This is a genomic window from Ruegeria intermedia, from assembly GCF_900129345.1.
GTDB lineage: Bacteria > Pseudomonadota > Alphaproteobacteria > Rhodobacterales > Rhodobacteraceae > Ruegeria > Ruegeria intermedia.
The window spans coordinates 73,963-91,532 of sequence record NZ_FQVK01000003.1 but is presented as its reverse complement, the minus strand read 5'-3'; the positions used below and the strand labels follow the sequence as shown (position 1 = coordinate 91,532).

Annotated in this window: 18 protein-coding genes; 8 read left to right on the top strand and 10 right to left on the bottom strand. The window is 64.0% G+C overall.

The genetic code is table 11. The features are described from left to right. The first annotated feature begins 32 nt into the window (after window positions 1–32). The 3 genes from F3H26_RS03355 to F3H26_RS03345 all read left to right on the top strand — a co-directional run bounded on the left by F3H26_RS03355 (window position 33) and on the right by F3H26_RS03345 (window position 3,370). Entirely contained in the window at window positions 33–767 is a 735-nt protein-coding gene (locus F3H26_RS03355) for a glutamine amidotransferase (RefSeq protein ID WP_149774662.1), read from the top strand. Between the two features lie 72 nt (window positions 768–839). Then, on the top strand, window positions 840–1,697 hold the full coding sequence (locus F3H26_RS03350; RefSeq protein ID WP_149774661.1) for a bile acid:sodium symporter family protein: 858 nt from the start codon (window positions 840–842) through the stop codon (window positions 1,695–1,697). 11 nt (window positions 1,698–1,708) lie between these two features. Next, entirely contained in the window at window positions 1,709–3,370 is a 1,662-nt protein-coding gene (locus tag F3H26_RS03345) for an FAD-binding dehydrogenase (RefSeq protein WP_149774660.1), read from the top strand. A 13-nt stretch (window positions 3,371–3,383) separates the two neighbouring features. On the opposite strand, the gene F3H26_RS03340 is transcribed toward F3H26_RS03345, so the two are convergent. The 3 genes from F3H26_RS03340 to F3H26_RS03330 all read right to left on the bottom strand — a co-directional run bounded on the left by F3H26_RS03340 (window position 3,384) and on the right by F3H26_RS03330 (window position 6,902). After that, window positions 3,384–4,121 (bottom strand): YbaY family lipoprotein, encoded by a 738-nt coding sequence (locus tag F3H26_RS03340; RefSeq protein WP_149774659.1) that lies wholly within the window; start codon window positions 4,119–4,121, stop codon window positions 3,384–3,386. Between the two features lie 99 nt (window positions 4,122–4,220). Beyond that, window positions 4,221–5,999, bottom strand: a complete 1,779-nt coding sequence (locus F3H26_RS03335; RefSeq protein ID WP_149774658.1) for an SLC13 family permease — start codon at window positions 5,997–5,999, stop codon at window positions 4,221–4,223. Between the two features lie 90 nt (window positions 6,000–6,089). After that, a complete protein-coding gene (locus F3H26_RS03330; RefSeq protein WP_149774657.1) occupies window positions 6,090–6,902 on the bottom strand; it encodes a TIGR00282 family metallophosphoesterase in 813 nt (270 codons plus the stop codon). 130 nt (window positions 6,903–7,032) lie between these two features. Here F3H26_RS03330 and F3H26_RS03325 point away from each other — a divergent pair, with 130 nt between their 5' ends. Further along, entirely contained in the window at window positions 7,033–7,257 is a 225-nt protein-coding gene (locus F3H26_RS03325; protein ID WP_223162417.1) for a putative hemolysin, read from the top strand. Here F3H26_RS03325 and F3H26_RS03320 read toward each other — a convergent pair. Next, complete coding sequence (locus F3H26_RS03320) at window positions 7,254–7,817, bottom strand: 5-formyltetrahydrofolate cyclo-ligase (RefSeq protein WP_149774655.1); 564 nt, start codon at window positions 7,815–7,817, stop codon at window positions 7,254–7,256. The genes F3H26_RS03325 and F3H26_RS03320 overlap by 4 nt on opposite strands. Next, entirely contained in the window at window positions 7,814–9,208 is a 1,395-nt protein-coding gene (gene mgtE / locus F3H26_RS03315; RefSeq protein WP_149774654.1) for a magnesium transporter, read from the bottom strand. The genes F3H26_RS03320 and mgtE overlap by 4 nt, the downstream gene beginning before the upstream one ends. Window positions 9,209–9,344: 136 nt before the next feature. On the opposite strand from mgtE, the gene guaD reads away from it, so the two are divergent. Next, the gene (gene guaD, locus F3H26_RS03310) at window positions 9,345–10,634 is read left to right on the top strand and encodes a guanine deaminase (protein WP_149774653.1); all 1,290 of its coding nucleotides are present in this window, start codon (window positions 9,345–9,347) and stop codon (window positions 10,632–10,634) included. A 54-nt stretch (window positions 10,635–10,688) separates the two neighbouring features. Here the strand turns inward: guaD and F3H26_RS03305 are convergent, their stop codons facing one another. The 3 genes from F3H26_RS03305 to F3H26_RS03295 form a co-directional block, all read right to left on the bottom strand. After that, window positions 10,689–12,023, bottom strand: coding sequence for an 8-oxoguanine deaminase (locus F3H26_RS03305; RefSeq protein ID WP_149774652.1), 1,335 nt, complete (start codon window positions 12,021–12,023; stop codon window positions 10,689–10,691). Window positions 12,024–12,138: 115 nt separating this feature from the next. Further along, window positions 12,139–12,930, bottom strand: a complete 792-nt coding sequence (gene hisN, locus F3H26_RS03300; protein WP_149774651.1) for a histidinol-phosphatase — start codon at window positions 12,928–12,930, stop codon at window positions 12,139–12,141. Window positions 12,931–12,976: 46 nt separating this feature from the next. Further along, window positions 12,977–13,348, bottom strand: coding sequence for a helix-turn-helix domain-containing protein (locus F3H26_RS03295; RefSeq protein ID WP_149774650.1), 372 nt, complete (start codon window positions 13,346–13,348; stop codon window positions 12,977–12,979). 329 nt (window positions 13,349–13,677) lie between these two features. Between F3H26_RS03295 and F3H26_RS03290 the strand changes: the two genes are divergently transcribed. After that, window positions 13,678–14,634, top strand: a complete 957-nt coding sequence (locus F3H26_RS03290) for an NADPH:quinone oxidoreductase family protein (protein WP_149774649.1) — start codon at window positions 13,678–13,680, stop codon at window positions 14,632–14,634. Window positions 14,635–14,639: 5 nt separating this feature from the next. Here the strand turns inward: F3H26_RS03290 and F3H26_RS03285 are convergent, their stop codons facing one another. Next, window positions 14,640–15,521: a LysR family transcriptional regulator gene (locus F3H26_RS03285; protein WP_149774648.1), complete on the bottom strand. Its 882-nt coding sequence runs from the start codon at window positions 15,519–15,521 to the stop codon at window positions 14,640–14,642. 126 nt (window positions 15,522–15,647) lie between these two features. Between F3H26_RS03285 and F3H26_RS03280 the strand changes: the two genes are divergently transcribed. After that, a complete protein-coding gene (locus F3H26_RS03280) occupies window positions 15,648–15,860 on the top strand; it encodes a DUF1127 domain-containing protein (RefSeq protein ID WP_149774647.1) in 213 nt (70 codons plus the stop codon). Window positions 15,861–16,025: 165 nt separating this feature from the next. Next, on the top strand, window positions 16,026–16,763 hold the full coding sequence (locus F3H26_RS03275; protein ID WP_149774646.1) for a Bax inhibitor-1/YccA family protein: 738 nt from the start codon (window positions 16,026–16,028) through the stop codon (window positions 16,761–16,763). A 124-nt stretch (window positions 16,764–16,887) separates the two neighbouring features. Here the strand turns inward: F3H26_RS03275 and F3H26_RS03270 are convergent, their stop codons facing one another. Further along, the gene (locus tag F3H26_RS03270) at window positions 16,888–17,406 is read right to left on the bottom strand and encodes a lipoprotein (protein ID WP_149774773.1); all 519 of its coding nucleotides are present in this window, start codon (window positions 17,404–17,406) and stop codon (window positions 16,888–16,890) included. Window positions 17,407–17,570 lie beyond the last annotated feature (164 nt).

The following is a 17,570-nucleotide window of genomic DNA, read 5'->3' as shown; positions in this document are numbered from 1 at the left end:
GTGACCGCCGAACCGCGCGCTAAGGGCAGCGCATGAAACGCTTTCTGATCCTGCAACTGCGCCCCGAGACCGATGCCTCGGACGCCGAATATTCCTCGATCCTGAACCGGTCCGGTCTGTCGCCCGAGCGCACCCACCGCATCCGGCTGGATTGCCAAGCCCTGCCCGAAGGTCTTGACGTGACCGACTATGCCGGCGTGATCGTGGGCGGCGGGCCGGGCTGCGTCAGCGACGATCCGGCCAGCAAATCGCCGATGGATGCCCGGATCGAGGGCGCGATCATGGGGCTGATGCCACAGATCACGGCGCACGATCATCCCTTCATGGGCTGCTGCTATGGCCTGGGCATTCTGGCCGCGCATCTGGGCGCGCCGGTCAGCAAGGATCGCTATGGCGAGCCGGTCGGCCCGTCGCGCTGCCACCTGACCGAGGATGGCGCCCGCGACCCGCTGACCGCCGGCCTCGAGAACCACTTCGATGCCTTCGTCGGCCACAAAGAGGCGGTGCAGGCCCTGCCCGAGGGCTGCGTGCATCTGGTCGCGTCAGACCCCTGCCCGTTCCAGATGATCCGCTGGGGCCAGAATGTCTATGCCACGCAGTTCCACCCCGAAGCCGACGCCAAGGACTTTGAACAGCGCATCCACATCTACAAGAACCACGGCTATTTCCGTCCCGAGGACGCCCAACCGCTGATCGACCGCTGCCATGCCGCCGAGGTCACGCAGCCCGGCGAAATCCTGCGCCGTTTCGCCCAGCGCTACGGGTGACCCAACGGCGCGGTTGCCTGACCGGGGACCGCACGCTTAGGTTGGACCGAAACGACTTTGGGAGGGGTTGTTTTGGATCTTCTGATAAACGTGGGCCTGCCGGTTTCGCTGGCCATCATCATGCTGTCTCTGGGCATCGGACTTGAGGTGGCAGATTTCCGGCGGGTGATCAGTCGGCGCTATCCGTTTGCGATCGGCGCGGTCTGCCAGGTCGTTCTGCTGCCGGTCGCGGCCTTTGCCACGGTCAAGCTGTTCGCGCTGCCGCCGGCGATCGCGGTCGGGTTCATGCTGCTCAGCTTTTGCCCGGGCGGTGTCACCAGCAATATTCTGTCGAAACTGGCGAAGGCCGATGTGGCGCTGTCGGTCAGCCTGACGGCGGTGATCAGCCTGTTGTCGATCTTCACGGTACCACTTCTGGCGGCCTGGTCGATCGACCACTTCATGGGCGAGGACGCACCTGAAGTGTCGATCAGCGGTCTTGCGCTGGCGATGTTCCTGATCACCACCCTGCCCGTCGCCATCGGCGTTGGCCTGCGCCACTTTGCAACCGGTCTTGCCAACCGGATCGACGGCCCCCTGTCGAAACTGGCCACCATCCTGTTCGTCCTGATCGTGATCGCTGCGCTGGCTGGAAACTGGCAGCTTTTCGTCGACAATCTGGGCATCATGGGTGGGGGGCTGATCTCGCTGAACCTCGCGCTGCTGCTGATCGGATTGGGGTTGGCGCGAGTGGCGAAACTGTCGTGGAACGAGGCCAAGACCATCTCGATCGAAACCGGCATCCAGAACTCGACCCTGGGCATCACGCTGGCGGCCCTGATCACCGGAACCGAAAGCGGCTTCAGCCCGCTGGCCCTGCCCTCGGCCGTCTATGGGATCACCATGTACGCCGTCGCGATCCCCTTCATCGCCTGGTACCGCAACCGCTGAAAGGACAGAGCATGACCGAAAACACTGCTGATGCGATCGTCGTGGGTGGCGGGCTGGCCGGACTGGCCGCGGCGGCCGAACTGGGTGACCGCGGCAAAAAGGTGATCGTGCTGGACCAGGAACCCGAGCATTTCCTGGGCGGTCAGGCTTTCTGGAGCCTGGGCGGCCTGTTCATGGTCGACACGCCCGAGCAAAGCCGCATGGGCATCCGCGACAGCCGCGACCTGGCCCTGCGCGACTGGATGGGCAGCGCCCAGTTCGACCGCGACGAGGACGCCTGGCCCCGCAAATGGGCCGAGGCCTATGTCGAATTCGCCGCCGGCGAGATGCGCCCCTGGCTGCACCAGATGGGCCTGCGCTGGTTTCCCGTGGTCGGCTGGGCGGAACGCGGCGGATCCTATGCCGACGGTCACGGCAACTCGGTCCCGCGGTTCCACATCACCTGGGGCACCGGCCCGGGCGTGCTGGAGCATTTCATCCGCCGGGTCCGCGAGCATGTCAGCGCCGGCCTGATTCAGTTGAAGTTCCGCCATCAGGTGAGCCACATCATCATGCAGAACGGCGAGGCCAAGGGCGTCTCGGGCGAGGTTCTGGCCGATGACGCAGCCCCGCGCGGCGCCAAGACCAACCGTGACGAGGTGGGCGAGTTCGAGGTCTATGCGCCCTCGGTCATCGTCACCTCGGGCGGGATCGGCGGCAATTTCGAGATGGTGCGCCAGAATTGGCCCCGCGACCGCCTGGGCGAACCGCCCAAGGACATGGTGGCGGGTGTTCCCTTCCATGTGGACGGCCGGATGATCGCGATCAGTGAAAAGGCCGGCGGCCACGTGATCAACGGCGACCGCATGTGGCATTACACCGAAGGCGTGCGCAACTGGGACCCGATCTGGCCCGCGCATGGTATCCGCATCCTGCCCGGCCCCAGCTCCATGTGGTTCGACGCGCGCGGCAACCGGCTGCAGCCCCCCTGCCTGCCCGGGTTCGACACGCTGGGCACCCTGCGCGAGATCCTGAAAACCGGCTATGAATACAGCTGGTTCGTCCTGACCCAGAAGGTCATCAAAAAGGAATTCGCCCTGTCCGGGTCGGAACAGAACCCCGATTTCACCTCGGGCAGTTGGAAGGAGGTCATCCGCCAGCGGGTCCTCTCGGGGTCGAAGGCCACCGGGCCGGTCGAAGCGTTCAAGGAAAAGGGCGAGGATTTCGTCGTCGCCAGCACGCTGACCGAGCTGGTGAGCGGGATGAACCAATTGGGCGGCGGCCTGATCGACGAGGCGCATCTGCGCGCCCAGATCGAGGCGCGGGATTCACAGGTGGACAATCCGTTCTCGAAAGATGCGCAGATGATGGCGATCCTGGCGGCACGGAACTATCGCGGTGACAAGCTGATCCGCACCGCCAAACCGCACAAGTTCCTTGATCCGAAAAACGGCCCGCTGATCGCGGTCAAGCTGCATGTGCTGACCCGCAAGACGCTGGGCGGCTTGCAGACCAATCTGGACAGTCAGATGATCGGGGCGGACGGCCAGGTGGTTCCCGGCCTGTTCGCGGCCGGCGAAGTCGCGGGGTTCGGCGGCGGCGGCTATCACGGCTACAACGCGCTTGAGGGCACGTTCCTGGGCGGATGCATCTTCTCGGGCCGCAATGCCGGGCGGTCGAGGGCCGTCGCCTGACGGCCCTTGGGCATTATTGGTCGCGGCGGAACTGCAGAACCGGTTCACCTGCCGCATCGACCAGAACAAGTGTGTCCCCGCGCTGAACAAAGCTTGCGACCTTTGGCAGAGCGGCAAGGAATTCCCGTTCGACCTCGTCCAGCGGCGGCGGGCAGGCCATCAGGGTGGCGGCCATGTTGTCGGGGAAGGACATCGACTTGCCCGATATCTCGGCCTGTCCGCTGAACCGGTTGCAACCGCCTGTTCCCCCAAAGGCTCCGCCCTCGGCAAAGGTAATTTGCGGGCGTTTCTCGGCGTCCAGTGCAACGCCGTTCACCTCGGTTGCGGTCCATTGCGTGTTCTCAAGCATCGCCGCACCCCGTTCCTGAACCTTGACCATGACCAGATCGACCGAGTTTCCGGCGTCATTGGTCAGAACCGGGTAAGCGGTATCGGTGGTGAACAGCAGCTTGCCGTCCTGATGCACCGAGGCTCGCACCACATAGCGGTGCCGATCCTGTATCAACGCGTCGTCATAGGTCAGCGCGAACTGGGCAGGCACGCCCGTCAATGCATAGCGTTGCGCAGCCAGCGTGACGGCTGGCGCGTCGGCACGTGAAACGTCCTGCAGCTCGACGAACAGGGTCGCACCCGGCGGCACCGCGATCCTTTCGCGGTAGGTGGCGGTTCCCTCGACGGTTCCCGCCTGGGCGGCGCCGCACACGGCTGCCCACAACGCGGTTCCTGCCAGCAGGCTTTTTGCCGTTTGCATTGTCCGATCCCCTCGTCGCCGGTTTCCTGCCTAAAAGATCGTGGCGCCGAAGCGGTTTGCAAGCCTGGCCGTACAGAAACGGCGAAATCAAGCCAAAACTCAAAGTGGCCAGAGGAACGGGATGATCAGCGACGCCAGCAGCCCGACCGTCAGGTTCAGTGGAATCCCGACCTTCATGAAATCGGTGAACCGGTACCCGCCGGGGCCAAAGACCATCATGTTGGTCTGATACCCGATCGGTGTGGCGAAAGAGGCCGACGCCGCGACCATCACCGCCACCACCAGCGGGCGCGGATCCACCCCCACCGCCTGCGCCAGACCGATGGCGATCGGCGTGACGACAACCGCAACCGCGTTGTTCGAGACCAGCTCGGTCAGAACCGAGGTCAGCAGGTAGACGGCCCAGACGATCAGGAAGGGCGGCAGGTTGGCAAAGGACGGGGCGATTGCATTGGCAATCAGCGACACCGCGCCCGAACTGTCCAGCGCGGCCCCGATGGCCAGCATGGCAAAGATCAGCGCCAGCAGACGGCCTTCGACAAAAGAAAACGCCTCGTCCGCGTCGATGCAGCGGGTCATCAGAACCACTGCAACAGCGAGAATCGAAAGCAACAGGATGGGCGCGACCCCAAAGGCCGCCAGCAGTACGATCCCCAGCAATGCGGCGATGGCAATCGGCGCATGCCCGCGCCGGAATGCACGCGCTGAAGGCTGGGTGACGTCAACCATGTCCATGTCGGCGGCCAGACGTTGAATATCGGCCGGCGCGCCTTCCAGCAGCAGCGTGTCACCCACCCGAACGACAAGGTCGTCCAGTTGACCGCTGATATTCTGGTTCCGTCGATGCACCGCCAGCACATAGACACCGTAGCGGCGGCGCAGCCGGAGCGCGCCCAGCGTGCGCCCCACCATCCGGCAGCCCGGCGTGATCAGAACCTCGACCGTGCGCGTTTCGACCGCCGAGACCTGATCGACGCGCTTGAGTTCCTTGTTGCGCTGCAGGCTCAGAAGTTCCGTCATCTGGGTACGCAGCACCACCCGGTCGCCGACCTGCAGGGTGACACCCTGCAGGTTGCGCCGCAGCGACTCGTCGCCGCGGATCACGTCGATCAGCCGCACGCCGGGGCGTTTGAACAACTGCACCCCGGTCACTTCGCGCCCGATCAGGTTGCTGTCGGGGGGGATGACCGCCTCGGTAAAGAATTTCATCTTGGACCGGTCGCTGAGAAGGCTGGCCATGCTGTCGCGATCCGGCAGCAGCCTGGGCGCGATGAACCGCAGGTAGACCATGCCGTAGATCACCAGGATGATGCCCAGAGGCGTGACCTCGAAGATCGTGAAGGGCTGCAGACCCTGCGCCCTGGCGGCGCCGTCGACCAGCAGGTTGGTCGAGGTGCCGATCAGGGTCAGCGTGCCACCCAGAATCGCCGCATAGCTGAGCGGGATCAGCAGTTTCGACGGGGCCACGTTCAGCGTGCGCGCGATCTGGACGAAGACCGGGATCATCACCACCACGACCGGCGTGTTCGACACCACGGCCGAGGCCAGCACCACGAATGTCATCAGCAATCCGATGGCGATGCGAGGGTTGACCTGGGCCTGTTTCTGCGCAGCCACGGTAAAAGCGTCCAAGGCCCCTGTGCGCACCAGCGCGCCCATGATGATGAACATGGCCGCAATGGTCCACGGCGCAGGGTTGGAAAGTACGGCCAGCGCATTCTGATAGGGCAGGATCCCGGTGACCAGCATCACCGAAACGCCGCCGATGGCGACGACCTCGGCCGGGTAGACCTCGCGCAGGAACATGACGAACATGCCCGCGACGACCAGCAGCGCCAGAATCGCGCTGCCTGTTTCTGACAAAGTAAGGAGATTCATTCGTGGTCTTCTGTCCGAACCCTTAACCGGCCACCGTGCCTGAGCGACAGTTTCCAGCATTGCACCGGACAGGGCAAGCCCGCCGTTCGATCACGGCCCGGCCTGTTGCAGTCGCCCGCCCACACGCACCATGCTGACCGATTTCGCCTGACCGTCCCGGTCATCTGTTTCGACGAAAACGCCGCTCAGCGTGGCCTCGCCATTCGCGGGGGTGAACCGGGCCTTGGGCATGCCGGTGATGAACCGCCGCATCGGTTCCTGCTTGTCCATTCCGATCACCGAGTCATAGTCGCCGCACATCCCCGCATCGGTCAGATAGGCGGTACCGCCCGGCAGGATCTGCGCGTCGGCCGTGGGCACATGCGTATGGGTTCCCACCACCAGGCTGGCGCGCTTGTCGCAATAATGCCCCATGGCCATCTTTTCCGAGGTCGCCTCGCAATGCATGTCGACGATGACGGCCTGCGCCTGCCCGCCGCGCGGGTGCGATTTGAGGATCGGTTCGATGGCCGAAAACGGATCGTCGAAAGGCCGCTTCATGAAGACCTGCCCCAGCACCTGAACCACCAGAACCTTGCGGCCGCCGGGTGCGGTGAACAGGCGGTGGCCCCGCCCCGGCGCGCCCTTGGCAAAGTTCACCGGCCGCACGACGCGCGGTTCGCTTTCGATGAATTGCAGCATGTCCTTCTGGTCGAAGGCATGATCGCCCAGCGTGACGCAATCGGCGCCGGCCTCCAGCAGCAGCTTGGCATGGTCGCCCGTCAGGCCCATGCCGTTCGAGGCGTTCTCGCCATTGACCACGACGAAATCCAGCCTCCATTCCTCGCGCAGGCGGGGAAGATGGGTCTTGATGGCGGTTCGACCGGCGCGCCCCATGACGTCGCCCAAAAACAGAATTCTCATATCGCGGTCCTAGGCGCAGCAGACGGCAATAACAAGGCGGAACCGTGCAAAAGCCCGGCCCTCGATGGCTTGCATTCCCCTTGGAGCATGCAATGGTGCCAACATTGATTTGCAACCTCAGGAGGCATCATTGAAAAAACTGATTGTGACGGCAACCGCTCTTCTTGCCGGGGCCTGCGCCCAGGCGCAGACCAAAACCACGATGGCCAATCCGGCGGCCACTTTCTGCATCGAAAACGGCGGAGACTATCAAATCCGCAAGAACGCCGACGGCTCGGAATACGGGGTCTGCGTGCTGGCGGACGGAACCGAAGTCGATGCCTGGGACTATCTGCGCGCCCATTTCGAGAACTAGGTCCGAAAACTCAGAACCCGGCTTTCGGTGACCACCATGTCCAGTGGCTGATCAGTAGGTTCCAGCGGCAGCTCGTCAGCCTCTTGCGCGTCGAAGGCGAAACCAATCGCCAAGGTCGCGCGTCGGGCGCGCAGCCGCTCGAGTGTCCGGTCATAGAACCCGCCGCCATAGCCCAGCCGCCCGCCACGGGCATCGAAGGCCACCAGGGGCACGATCACGATCTCGGGATCGAAATAATCGTCGACCTCGGGCACCTTGGCGCCGAACGGACCGTCCTTCAGCGGCCCGTCCGGTGTCCAGCGCGAAAATTGCAAAGGCTGCCCGGCCCCTTGGATGACTGGAACGCCGACCGGCCCATGGGCCGCGGCCTCGGCCATGGCGGGCAACGGGTCGATCTCGGTGCGGATCGGCATGTAGCCGGACAGGGGCACGCCGCGATAACCCGCCAGCACCTCGGACAGGCGGCCGGCCGTGCCCGGCGGGCGGGCATCGAAAGCGGCCTTGCGTCGGGCAAAGGCGGCCTTGCGCGCCGCGGCCTTGATCTCGGCCAACCCGGTCACAGCAGCACCTGCGCGGCAAGACCCAGGAACGCGAAAAACCCGACCACATCCGTCACGGTGGTGACGAACGGCCCCGAAGCCAGGGCCGGGTCGATGTTCAGACGGTCCAGCGCCAGCGGGATCAGAATGCCGCCCAGCGCCGCCGCCACCAGCGTCAGCACCATCGCCAGCCCGATGACCACCGCCAGCATCGGCACGCCGAACCAGAACCCGGCGACCACGGCCATCACCAACCCGAAAAACAGACCGTTGAGCGCCCCCACCGAGACCTCACGGAACAGAACCCGCAGCGCGTTGTTGGCTGTCAGGTCACGTGTGGCGATGGCCCGCACGGTCACCGTCATCGTCTGGGTGCCGGCATTGCCGCCCATCGACGCGACGATCGGCATCAGGACCGCCAGCGCGACCATCTGGTCGATCGTTTCCGTGAACAGGTTGATTACCAGCGACGCAAAGATCGCGGTCAGCAGGTTGACGAACAGCCAGGTCGCCCGCCCGCGCGCGGTTTCGAGGATGGTGTCCGACAGGCTCGAGTCCTCGTCCACACCGGCCATGCGCAGCATGTCTTCCTCGTGCTCGTCGTCCAGAACCTCCATCGCGTCGTCGATGGTGATGACCCCGACCAGCCGCCCGTCATCATCGACCACCGGCGCCGAGATCAGGTGGTACTGCTTGAAGGCATAGGCCACATCTTCTTCGTCCTGGGTCAGCGGGATGATGTGGAATTCTTCGTCGGCGATGTCGCGCAACGGCGTATCGCGCCGCGCCGCCATCAACCGGCCCAGCGTGACCTGACCCACCGGCTTGAGGCGCGGATCGACCAGAACGACGTGATAGAACTGGTCCGGCAGATCCTCATGCGCGCGCATGTAGTCGATGGTCTGCCCCACTGTCCAGTGTTCGGGCACCATGACCACTTCGCGCTGCATGAGGCGGCCGGCCGAGTGTTCGGGGTAGGACAAAGCCTTTTGCGCCGCGATCCTCTCGGAATCCTCCAACGCATCCAGAACCGCCTCTTGCTGCGAATGCTCGAGATCCTCGAGCAGATCGACCACGTCGTCGCTTTCCAGCTCGCGGACAGCCTCGGCCAGAACGTCGGGCCGCAGCTCGTCGATGACCTCCTCGCGCACGGATTCGTCCAGTTCGGACAGGATGTCGCCGTCGAACTCGCGGTCGTACAGGTGCAGAAGCTGCGAACGGTCCTGCGGGCTGATCTGCTCCAGAAGGTCGGCGATGTCGGCCGCATGCAGCGGCTCCATCAGCTCGACCAGACGATCGCGGTCCCCGTCCTCGACCGCCTGCAGGATTGCCGCGACGATGTTGCGATCCAGCGCATAGGCATCTTCGTCGCGGGGCTGGTCGATCACGATTTCATCATTGTCTGCGGTCATGCGCTGCCCCCGTCCGTTGGATTGGCCCCTAATAAAAGAAGCAGCTACAGGAAAACAATGACAATGGCGCAATTTACCCACATCTTTTGCAGGCTTATGCTGCAATGCGGTTCCACTCACCCGGAGATCAAAGCCGATGGCGCAAAAAACGCTTTTGAAAGGGCGTGTTCTGAGTTTCGAGCAGTCGCCATTTCAGGCTGACCCCGACCAAGCGGCCCGGCTGCACGAGGCCGTTCTGATCGAAGACGGCCGGATCGGTGCGATGGGCACGGCCCAGGCTCTGACGGCCGCGCATCCCGATGCCGAAATCCACGACCATGGCGCGCGCCTGATTCTGGCCGGGTTCGTCGATCCGCATGTGCACTACCCCCAGACCGCGATCATCGCCAGCTGGGGCAAGCGGCTGATCGACTGGCTGAACACCTATACCTTCCCCGAAGAGATGAAATTCGGCGACCCGGATCATGCCGCCGAAATCGCCGGGCGCTATCTGGACCTGACCGCGGCGCATGGCACCACGACCATGTGCAGCTTCTGCACAATCCATCCCGAAAGCGTCGATGCGTTCTTCACCGAAGCGCAGGCCCGCGGGCAGCGTGTGGTGGCCGGCAAGACCTGCATGGACCGCAACGCACCCGACGGCCTGCGGGACACCGCCCAGACGGCCTATGACCAGTGCAGGGCGCTGATCGGCCGATGGCACGGCGTGGACCGGATTTCCTATGCCATCACGCCGCGGTTCTCCCCGACGTCGACGCCCGAGCAGTTGGAAGCGATGGGCGCGCTTTGGGCCGAGCATCACGACTGCCTGATGCAGACCCATCTGAGCGAACAGACCGACGAGATCGAATGGGTCCGGTCGCTGTTTCCCGAGGCCTGCGACTATCTGGACACCTACGAGAAATTCGGCCTGCTGGGCCCGCGTGGGCTGTACGGCCACGCCATCCATCTGGAGCCGCGCGAACGCGATCGTCTGCGCGAGGTCGACGCCGCGCTGATTCACTGCCCGACCTCGAACACGTTCATCGGATCGGGCCTGTTCGACATGCATGGGCTGATGCGCGACGGCCACCGCATCGGTCTGGCCACGGATACCGGCGGCGGGTCCAGCTTCTCGATGCTGCGGACCATGGCCGCGGCCTATGAGATCGGCCAGCTGCGGGGGCACCCGCTGCACCCCGCGCAATTGTTGTGGCTGGGCACCGCCGGCTCGGCCCGGTCGCTGCGGATGGACGACCGTATCGGCAATATCGCGCCGGGGATGGAGGCCGATCTGGTCGTGCTCGATCTGTCCTCGACCCCGGCCATCGCGCAGCGCGTTTCGCAGGCGGACGACATCTGGGAAGCCATCTTTCCCACAATCATGATGGGCGACGACCGGGCGGTGGCCCAAGTCTGGATCGGAGGGCGCCGGGCGCTGGGTTGATCGGCCCGGCAGCGTGGGCTGCGGACGGGCGACAAGCGAGGTTCTGAGGCCGCTTCACGCCTGCAGCACGCGCGCAAGCTGGTTCTGACGTTCGATCACGCGCAGCAGGTCGATGGTGGTGATCTGACCGTCGCGTACGATCTGCCGCCCTTCGACGAACAGATGTCTGACCCGGCTGGGGCCGGCAAGCAGCAGCGCTGCTGGGTCCCAACTGCCGGCACTTTCGACACCGCTGACATCCCACACCGCGATATCGGCCCGCTTGCCCGGCATCAATCGCCCGCAATCCGGGCGGTTGAGAACATCGGCGCCTCCGCGCGTGGCGATTTCCAGCGCCTCGCGGGCCGACATGGCGTCTGCACCGTTGGCCACGCGCTGCAGCAGCATCGCCTGACGTGCCTCGGCCATCAGGTTGCCGCTGTCGTTGCTGGCCGACCCGTCGACGCCCAGCCCGACGCGGGCCTGGGCATCGCGCAGGGCGCGCACCGGTGCGATGCCCGAGCCCAGCCGGCAATTGGAACATGGGCAATGGGCAACCCCGGTGTCGGTCCGCGCAAACAGATCGACCTCGGCCCGATCCAACTTGACGCAATGGGCATGCCACACGTCCGGGCCGGTCCAGCCCAGATCCTGCGCGTACTGACCCGGTCGGCACCCGAATCGGGACTGCGAATACCGGACATCCTCGTCATTTTCAGCGAGGTGAGTGTGCAGCATCACGCCTTTGTCACGCGCCAGCAACGCCGTGTCGCGCATCAGGTCGCGACTGACCGAAAAGGGCGAGCACGGTGCAAGCCCCACCCGGCACATCGACCCTTCGGACGGGTCGTGAAAGGCATCGATCACGCGGATCATGTCATTCAGAATCGCGGACTCGGATTCAACCAGCGCATCGGGTGGCAGGCCGCCCTTGCTTTCGCCGATGCTCATCGCGCCGCGCGTGGGGTGAAACCGCAGGCCCAGCTCGGACGCGGCGGCGATCGTATCCTCGAGCCGCACACCGTTGGGATACAGGTACAGGTGATCCGAACTGAGCGTGCAGCCGGACAGGGCCAGTTCGGCCAGGCCGATCTGCGCCGAAACGAACATGTGCTCGGGGCCGAACCGCGCCCAGATCGGATAGAGCGTCTTGAGCCAGCCGAACAGCAACGCATCCTGCCCGGCCGGAACCGCGCGCGTCAGGGTCTGGTACAGGTGGTGATGGGTGTTCACCAACCCGGGCGTGACCACGCAGCCGCACAGATCATGGATCTCGCCCGAGGTTTCAAGGCGATGCCCGATCCCGGCGATCACCCCATCGCGGACCAGTATGTCGGCCCCAAACAGTTCTTGCCGGGCGTCGTCCATCGTCAGAACGACATCGGCATTTTTTAACAGGAATTCGGTCATCTGGCACTCCTGACATCTGCCCGTCTCATGACAAGAGTGCGTCGCGCCGGTGGAAAACGGGCGGAAGAACCGGCTGCGGGACCTTAGCCGGACAGATGCCGGGCGGCAAGCCGCGTCAGGCCCGGCGCAACAGGTCCAGCGCCGCCGCGTGGAGGTCGGGGTTGGCGGCTGCCAGCACCTGCCCGCCCAGATGGGCCGGGCCGCCCTGCCAGTCGGTGACCACGCCGCCGGCGGCGCTGATCACGGCGATGGGGGCCTGGATGTCATAGGGCTTCAGACCGGCCTCGATCACCAGATCGACCTGACCGGCCGCCAGCAGCGCATAGGCATAGCAATCCATGCCGTACCGCGTCAGCTGCACCTGTTCGGCGACCGCGCGAAACGCCTGCCCCTCGTCGGCGGTCCCGACCTCGGGGAAGGTCGTGAACAGGATCGCGTCCTTCAGCGCTGCGGTTTTTCTGGTGGAGAGGCTGGCCTGCCCCAGCGGGCCCGTCATGACGGCACCCGTGTCGTGCCCTACGAATCGCTCGCCGATATAGGGTTGGTCGATGACGCCAAGCACCGGCCCGGTCGCATCCGCCAGCGCAATCAGCACACCCCATGTCGGCGTTCCGCTGACAAAGCCCCGGGTCCCGTCGATCGGATCCAACACCCAAGTCCGGCCCGAGCTTCCGGTGACGTTTCCGAACTCCTCACCCAGAATCCCGTCTTCGGGGCGAAATTCGGCCAGAACGGCGCGCATCGCCTGCTCGGCAGCCCGGTCGGCAACGGTCACGGGGTCGTATCCCCCCTGCTGCTTGTTGTCCGTTTGCAGGTCGGGTCGGCGAAAAAACGGCAAAATGGCCGCACGCGCAGCGTCGGCCAGCTTTTCCGCAACTTCAAGATCGGTCAATACGGTACCAGACATACGCGACTGGTGCGGCGGGTACCGCGCAAAGTCAAGCGCCTTCTACTCAGGCCACGTCGCTGAGAACCCGGGCCAATTCGAACAGACGGCGGCGCTGGTTCTCGGGGATCGCATAATACGAACGCACGAGATCGAGCGCCTCTTTGTCGCCCATCAGGTCGGCCGGAACCGACTTCTTGCCACTTTCGGATTTCTGCGTGTCTTCGAGCCCCTCGAAGAAAAAGCTGACCGGAACGTCCAGCGCCTCGGCAATGTCCCACAGACGCGACGCGCTGATCCGGTTGGCGCCGGTCTCGTATTTCTGGATCTGCTGAAACTTAATACCGACCTGCTCGGCAAGTTGCTGCTGTGTCATTCCGATCAGCCAGCGACGATGCCGGACGCGCTTGCCCACATGGACATCCACATGATGGGTCATTGGTACTCTCCTATCCTACACACAACCGCCCGGGAAAACGCGAACGCGACAGAGACCGTCATGCCGGCCGCTGAACGACTATCCTTCAACACCGGAAATGCCCCCCGAAACAGCACTTCTGCAGCCCATCATTGCGCCATTTTCGATTCTTTTCAAGAAGGTTGAGTCGGAACCGGTCAACAGAACTTTACGGTTGTACATGCGTTCAGGGGCGTCAAATCACCCTGAATCAGGGAATTTCGACGCTGGTCCGGAACGTTACCCGCCATCGAAGATTGACAATCTCGCCCGCTTGCCCATGCCTAGACCGCGACCACGGAGGACACGAATTGCTCGCCTACCAAATTCCCTCGGCCACAGCCCGGGCCGTACTGCGCGATATCGCAAAACCCGAGCCGGGGCCGGGACAGATCCGCGTAGAGATCCGCGCGTGCGGCCTGAATTTTGCCGACCTCCTGATGCAGAAGGGCACCTATCAGGACACACCCCCTGCCCCGTTCACGCTGGGGCTCGAGATCGCCGGGATCGTGGACGCCGTCGGCCCCGGTGTCGTCCACTTCGGCCCCGGCGACCGTGTCGCGGTCTATTCAGGGCAAGGCGGGCTGGCGGAGTTCGGCGTGTTCGACGCCGACCGGGCCGTCATGCTGCCGTCGTCCTGCAGCTTCGAGGAAGCGGCTGCGATCCAGATCGCCTATGGCACCAGCCACATCGCGTTGGATCACCGCGCCCGCCTGCAACCGGGCGAAACGCTTTTGGTGACTGGCGCAGCCGGCGGCGTGGGGCTGACTGCGGTCGAGATCGGCAGGCTGATGGGGGCAACCGTGATCGCGCAGGCACGCGGCGCCGACAAGCTGACCGTGGCCAAGGTCGCCGGGGCGGACCACCTTATCGATGCGGACGAGGATCTGCGGCAGCGGGTGCTGGACCTGGGCGGCGCGGATGTCGTCTATGACGCGATCGGCGGCGACGTGTTCAAGGCGGCCTTTCGCGCCACCAACCCCGAAGGCCGCCTGCTGCCGATCGGCTTTGCCGGGGGCGAGGTTCCGCAAATCCCGGCCAACCACCTGATGGTCAAGAACCTGACGGTGATCGGCGTCTATATCGGCGGCTATCTGAAATTCCGGCCCGAGATCGTGCGCAACAGCTTTGAAACCCTGTTCCGCTGGCACGCCGAGGGCCGCATCAAACCGCATGTCAGCCATGTCCTGCCCCTGTCAAAGGTGGCCGACGGCATGGACCTGCTGAGGGCGCGCAAATCCACCGGAAAGGTGGTCATCACGCCCTGATCGGTTCAGCTGGCGATCGCGCGCAGCGGCCCGCCCCGCAGCATACGAAAATTCTGGCGGACCAGGTCGGCCAGAGCCTCGACCACCGGTCCTCGGCCCATGTCGCCGCCATAGAGGTTGATCATGTGGGCCGGCAATTCGGGCAGCGCGCCGCCCGAATCGATCTTTTCCAGATGCGCGGCCTCGGTCCCCTCCAGCATCGCGTGCACGGCCAGATCGGCGCTGACCGTGGCCTCGATCGTGCGGTCGTTTTCCGTTTCCACAGACAGCTCCCACGGGATGCCCGCAGCGTCCAGCGCCGCGATGACCTGCGGCCGGAACAGACAGCGGCGGCCAAGCGCCAACGGCAGCGGCCGGCGGCGCCAGGCCGCCCCGCCCGATGCTCCGATCCAACGCAAAGGCAGTTCGGCGATGGTTTCGCCGCCATCGCCATTCGACGCCTCGGTCGTCAGGATGACATCGCATTCGCCGCGCCGGAACATCTCTTTCAACTGGATCGAATACGACGAGACCAGTTGTACGCGCACACGGGGGAAGTCGGCGTTGAACCGCTGCAGAACCCGGGGAATTGCCGGATAGACGATATCATGCGGCACGCCCAGAACCACCTCGCCCTCATAGGCCTGATCGGTCAGCTTCGACATCACCTCGTCATTCAATGCCACCATGCGCCGCGCATAGGCCAGCAGCTGCTCGCCCGAGGCCGTGAGAGCGATCGTCCGGCCCGACCGGTCCAGCAGCTCAAGCCCCAGCAATTCCTCGAGCCGCTTCAGCTGCATCGACACGGCCGACTGGGTCAGGTGCAGAAATCCCGCGGCTCGGGTGACGCCGCCATGATCGGCCACGGCGACGAACGACCTGAGCGTCGTGATGTCGAGATTTCGCATATCACACTTCCTTATGCTTCAATTCATAAACATTCATTTTTCAAATATGACAGAAACCGCCATATAGATCAAGGAAGTTGATTGAACACCATGCCCCCATCACTTCTTGACAAAAGGACAATAAGCATGACCCAAGTTGCGATTCCCCGCCCTTTGTCGGCATCACACAAATCCGGCTGGCTGCAGCGCCTTGTTTCCTTGCCCCGCCAAAGGCGCGCACTGGCGCGGCTGGACGCCCGCCTGCTGAAAGATGTCGGCATCACCCGCGCGCAGGCCGAGGCCGAGGCCGCACGCCCCATTTGGGATGCGCCGGATATCTGGATCTCGGGCCGCTGTTGACCCCATTTTGGCAACGCTGACACCGCCGGTGACGGCGGTGCCGATTTCGCCTGCAATTCCGAGGGTTTTGCCGCGAAGACCCTTGAAACATGCGCCGGACTCTCCGATATTTGCCCTGAGAATGGTCCGCATCGCGGATCGGAATGGATTCAAGGGAGACCCTTAATGGCACAATTCGACACCGTCCGCACGGCGGCCGGCACACGCTCTGCCCAGATCGACGAGGGCCTGCGCGCCCACATGAACAAGGTCTACGGCACGATGTCCGTGGGCATGCTGATCACGTTTGCGGTGGCTTGGGCCGTTGGCACCAGCCCGCAGCTGCTGTCGGTGTTCCGCGACCCGATCACGCTCAGCCCGAATATCCTGGGCTGGATCGTGATGTTCGCCCCGCTGATCATGGTCTTTGCCTTCGGCGCGGCCATCAACCGTCTCAGCGCCGCCGGCGCGCAGCTGTTCTTCTATGTTTTCGCCGCCGTGATGGGCCTGAGCATGAGCTGGATTTTCGTGGCCTTCACCGGCATCTCGATCGCCCAGGTGTTCCTGGTCACGTCGATCGCCTTCGCCGGCCTGTCGCTGTATGGCTATGTCACCAAGAAAGACCTTTCGGGAATGGGAACGTTCCTGATGATGGGCGTGATCGGCCTGATCGTGGCCATGGTGATCAACATTTTCCTGCAGTCGCCCGCCATCATGTTCGCCGTGTCGATCATCGGCGTTCTGATCTTTGCGGGCCTGACCGCCTATGACACGCAGAACATCAAGACGACCTACATTCAGCACGCCGCGCACGGCGATCAGGAGTGGCTGGGCAAATCCGCGATCATGGGTGCGCTGAACCTGTATCTGGACTTCATCAACATGTTCATGTTCCTGCTGCAACTGCTTGGAAATCGCGAGTAACCAGCGGCAGAACCCTGTCATGAAACGGGCCCATTCCGGGCCCGTTTTTTTTGCCCTGCCCACCCAAAGAAAAGGACCCTGCCCACCGGCAGAGTCCCAGAACCCGAATTCGAATTCGTTCTGATCAGCTACAGTTTAACGGAACCGCAAAACCCGAACTGCGCGAGGAGTTGCCCTTGCGGTAGACATCGCCGGCGGCCAGACAGCCGGTGAAACGTTCGGTCTCGCGCCCGAATGCCGCCCCCACCGAATTGTCCACCTTGGTGCTGTTGTTCGCGGTTCGGACAACACCAAACAGAGTACCGTTCACGTTGACCGTGCTCAGGAAGAGGTCGGTGCTGCTGCCGACGAGCTGCACTGCGGTATCGGCCGTGCGTCCGCCGTTGTCGATGGCCACGCCGGCAATCTTGTCGAACTCGGCCTGGTCCGTCTGCACCTGAACCGTCGGCAACTGGGCAAGCTCGGCCGGGACGTTGGTGGCCGGCGGCGTAAAGGCCACGGCGCCCTTGACCTCGGACACGGTGCGCGGTTCGCCGTCAATGCCAGTGAACCCGACACCCTGCCGGTTCCAAGGATCCTCACATGCCGAAAGGGTCAGAACGGCGATGGCAGGCAACAAGATTTTTTTCATGGCGCTCAACATTTTGTGGAGGTTTGCCAAAGCGTATGGCCATGGTGCCTGCAAAAGCAACCCGCAGGCGAACAGAATACCCGGTATGCTGATGCACCACTGCAACGCGCGAAATGGGCGAACCGGTGAACCACCGGTCTGAAAACAAGAAAGGGCCCTGACCGCGTCAGGACCCT

Excerpts from the sequence above, each read along its gene's own strand:
- F3H26_RS03355 (WP_149774662.1), top strand. The coding sequence starts at position 33 with ATGAAACGCTTTCTGATCCTGCAACTGCGCCCCGAGACCGATGCCTCG.
- F3H26_RS03345 (WP_149774660.1), top strand. The coding sequence starts at position 1,709 with ATGACCGAAAACACTGCTGATGCGATCGTCGTGGGTGGCGGGCTGGCC.
- F3H26_RS03340 (WP_149774659.1), bottom strand. The coding sequence starts at position 4,121 with ATGCAAACGGCAAAAAGCCTGCTGGCAGGAACCGCGTTGTGGGCAGCC.
- F3H26_RS03335 (WP_149774658.1), bottom strand. The coding sequence starts at position 5,999 with ATGAATCTCCTTACTTTGTCAGAAACAGGCAGCGCGATTCTGGCGCTG.
- F3H26_RS03330 (WP_149774657.1), bottom strand. The coding sequence starts at position 6,902 with ATGAGAATTCTGTTTTTGGGCGACGTCATGGGGCGCGCCGGTCGAACC.
- mgtE (WP_149774654.1), bottom strand. The coding sequence starts at position 9,208 with ATGACCGCAGACAATGATGAAATCGTGATCGACCAGCCCCGCGACGAA.
- guaD (WP_149774653.1), top strand. The coding sequence starts at position 9,345 with ATGGCGCAAAAAACGCTTTTGAAAGGGCGTGTTCTGAGTTTCGAGCAG.
- F3H26_RS03305 (WP_149774652.1), bottom strand. The coding sequence starts at position 12,023 with ATGACCGAATTCCTGTTAAAAAATGCCGATGTCGTTCTGACGATGGAC.
- hisN (WP_149774651.1), bottom strand. The coding sequence starts at position 12,930 with ATGTCTGGTACCGTATTGACCGATCTTGAAGTTGCGGAAAAGCTGGCC.
- F3H26_RS03295 (WP_149774650.1), bottom strand. The coding sequence starts at position 13,348 with ATGACCCATCATGTGGATGTCCATGTGGGCAAGCGCGTCCGGCATCGT.
- F3H26_RS03285 (WP_149774648.1), bottom strand. The coding sequence starts at position 15,521 with ATGCGAAATCTCGACATCACGACGCTCAGGTCGTTCGTCGCCGTGGCC.
- F3H26_RS03280 (WP_149774647.1), top strand. The coding sequence starts at position 15,648 with ATGACCCAAGTTGCGATTCCCCGCCCTTTGTCGGCATCACACAAATCC.
- F3H26_RS03275 (WP_149774646.1), top strand. The coding sequence starts at position 16,026 with ATGGCACAATTCGACACCGTCCGCACGGCGGCCGGCACACGCTCTGCC.
- F3H26_RS03270 (WP_149774773.1), bottom strand. The coding sequence starts at position 17,406 with ATGTTGAGCGCCATGAAAAAAATCTTGTTGCCTGCCATCGCCGTTCTG.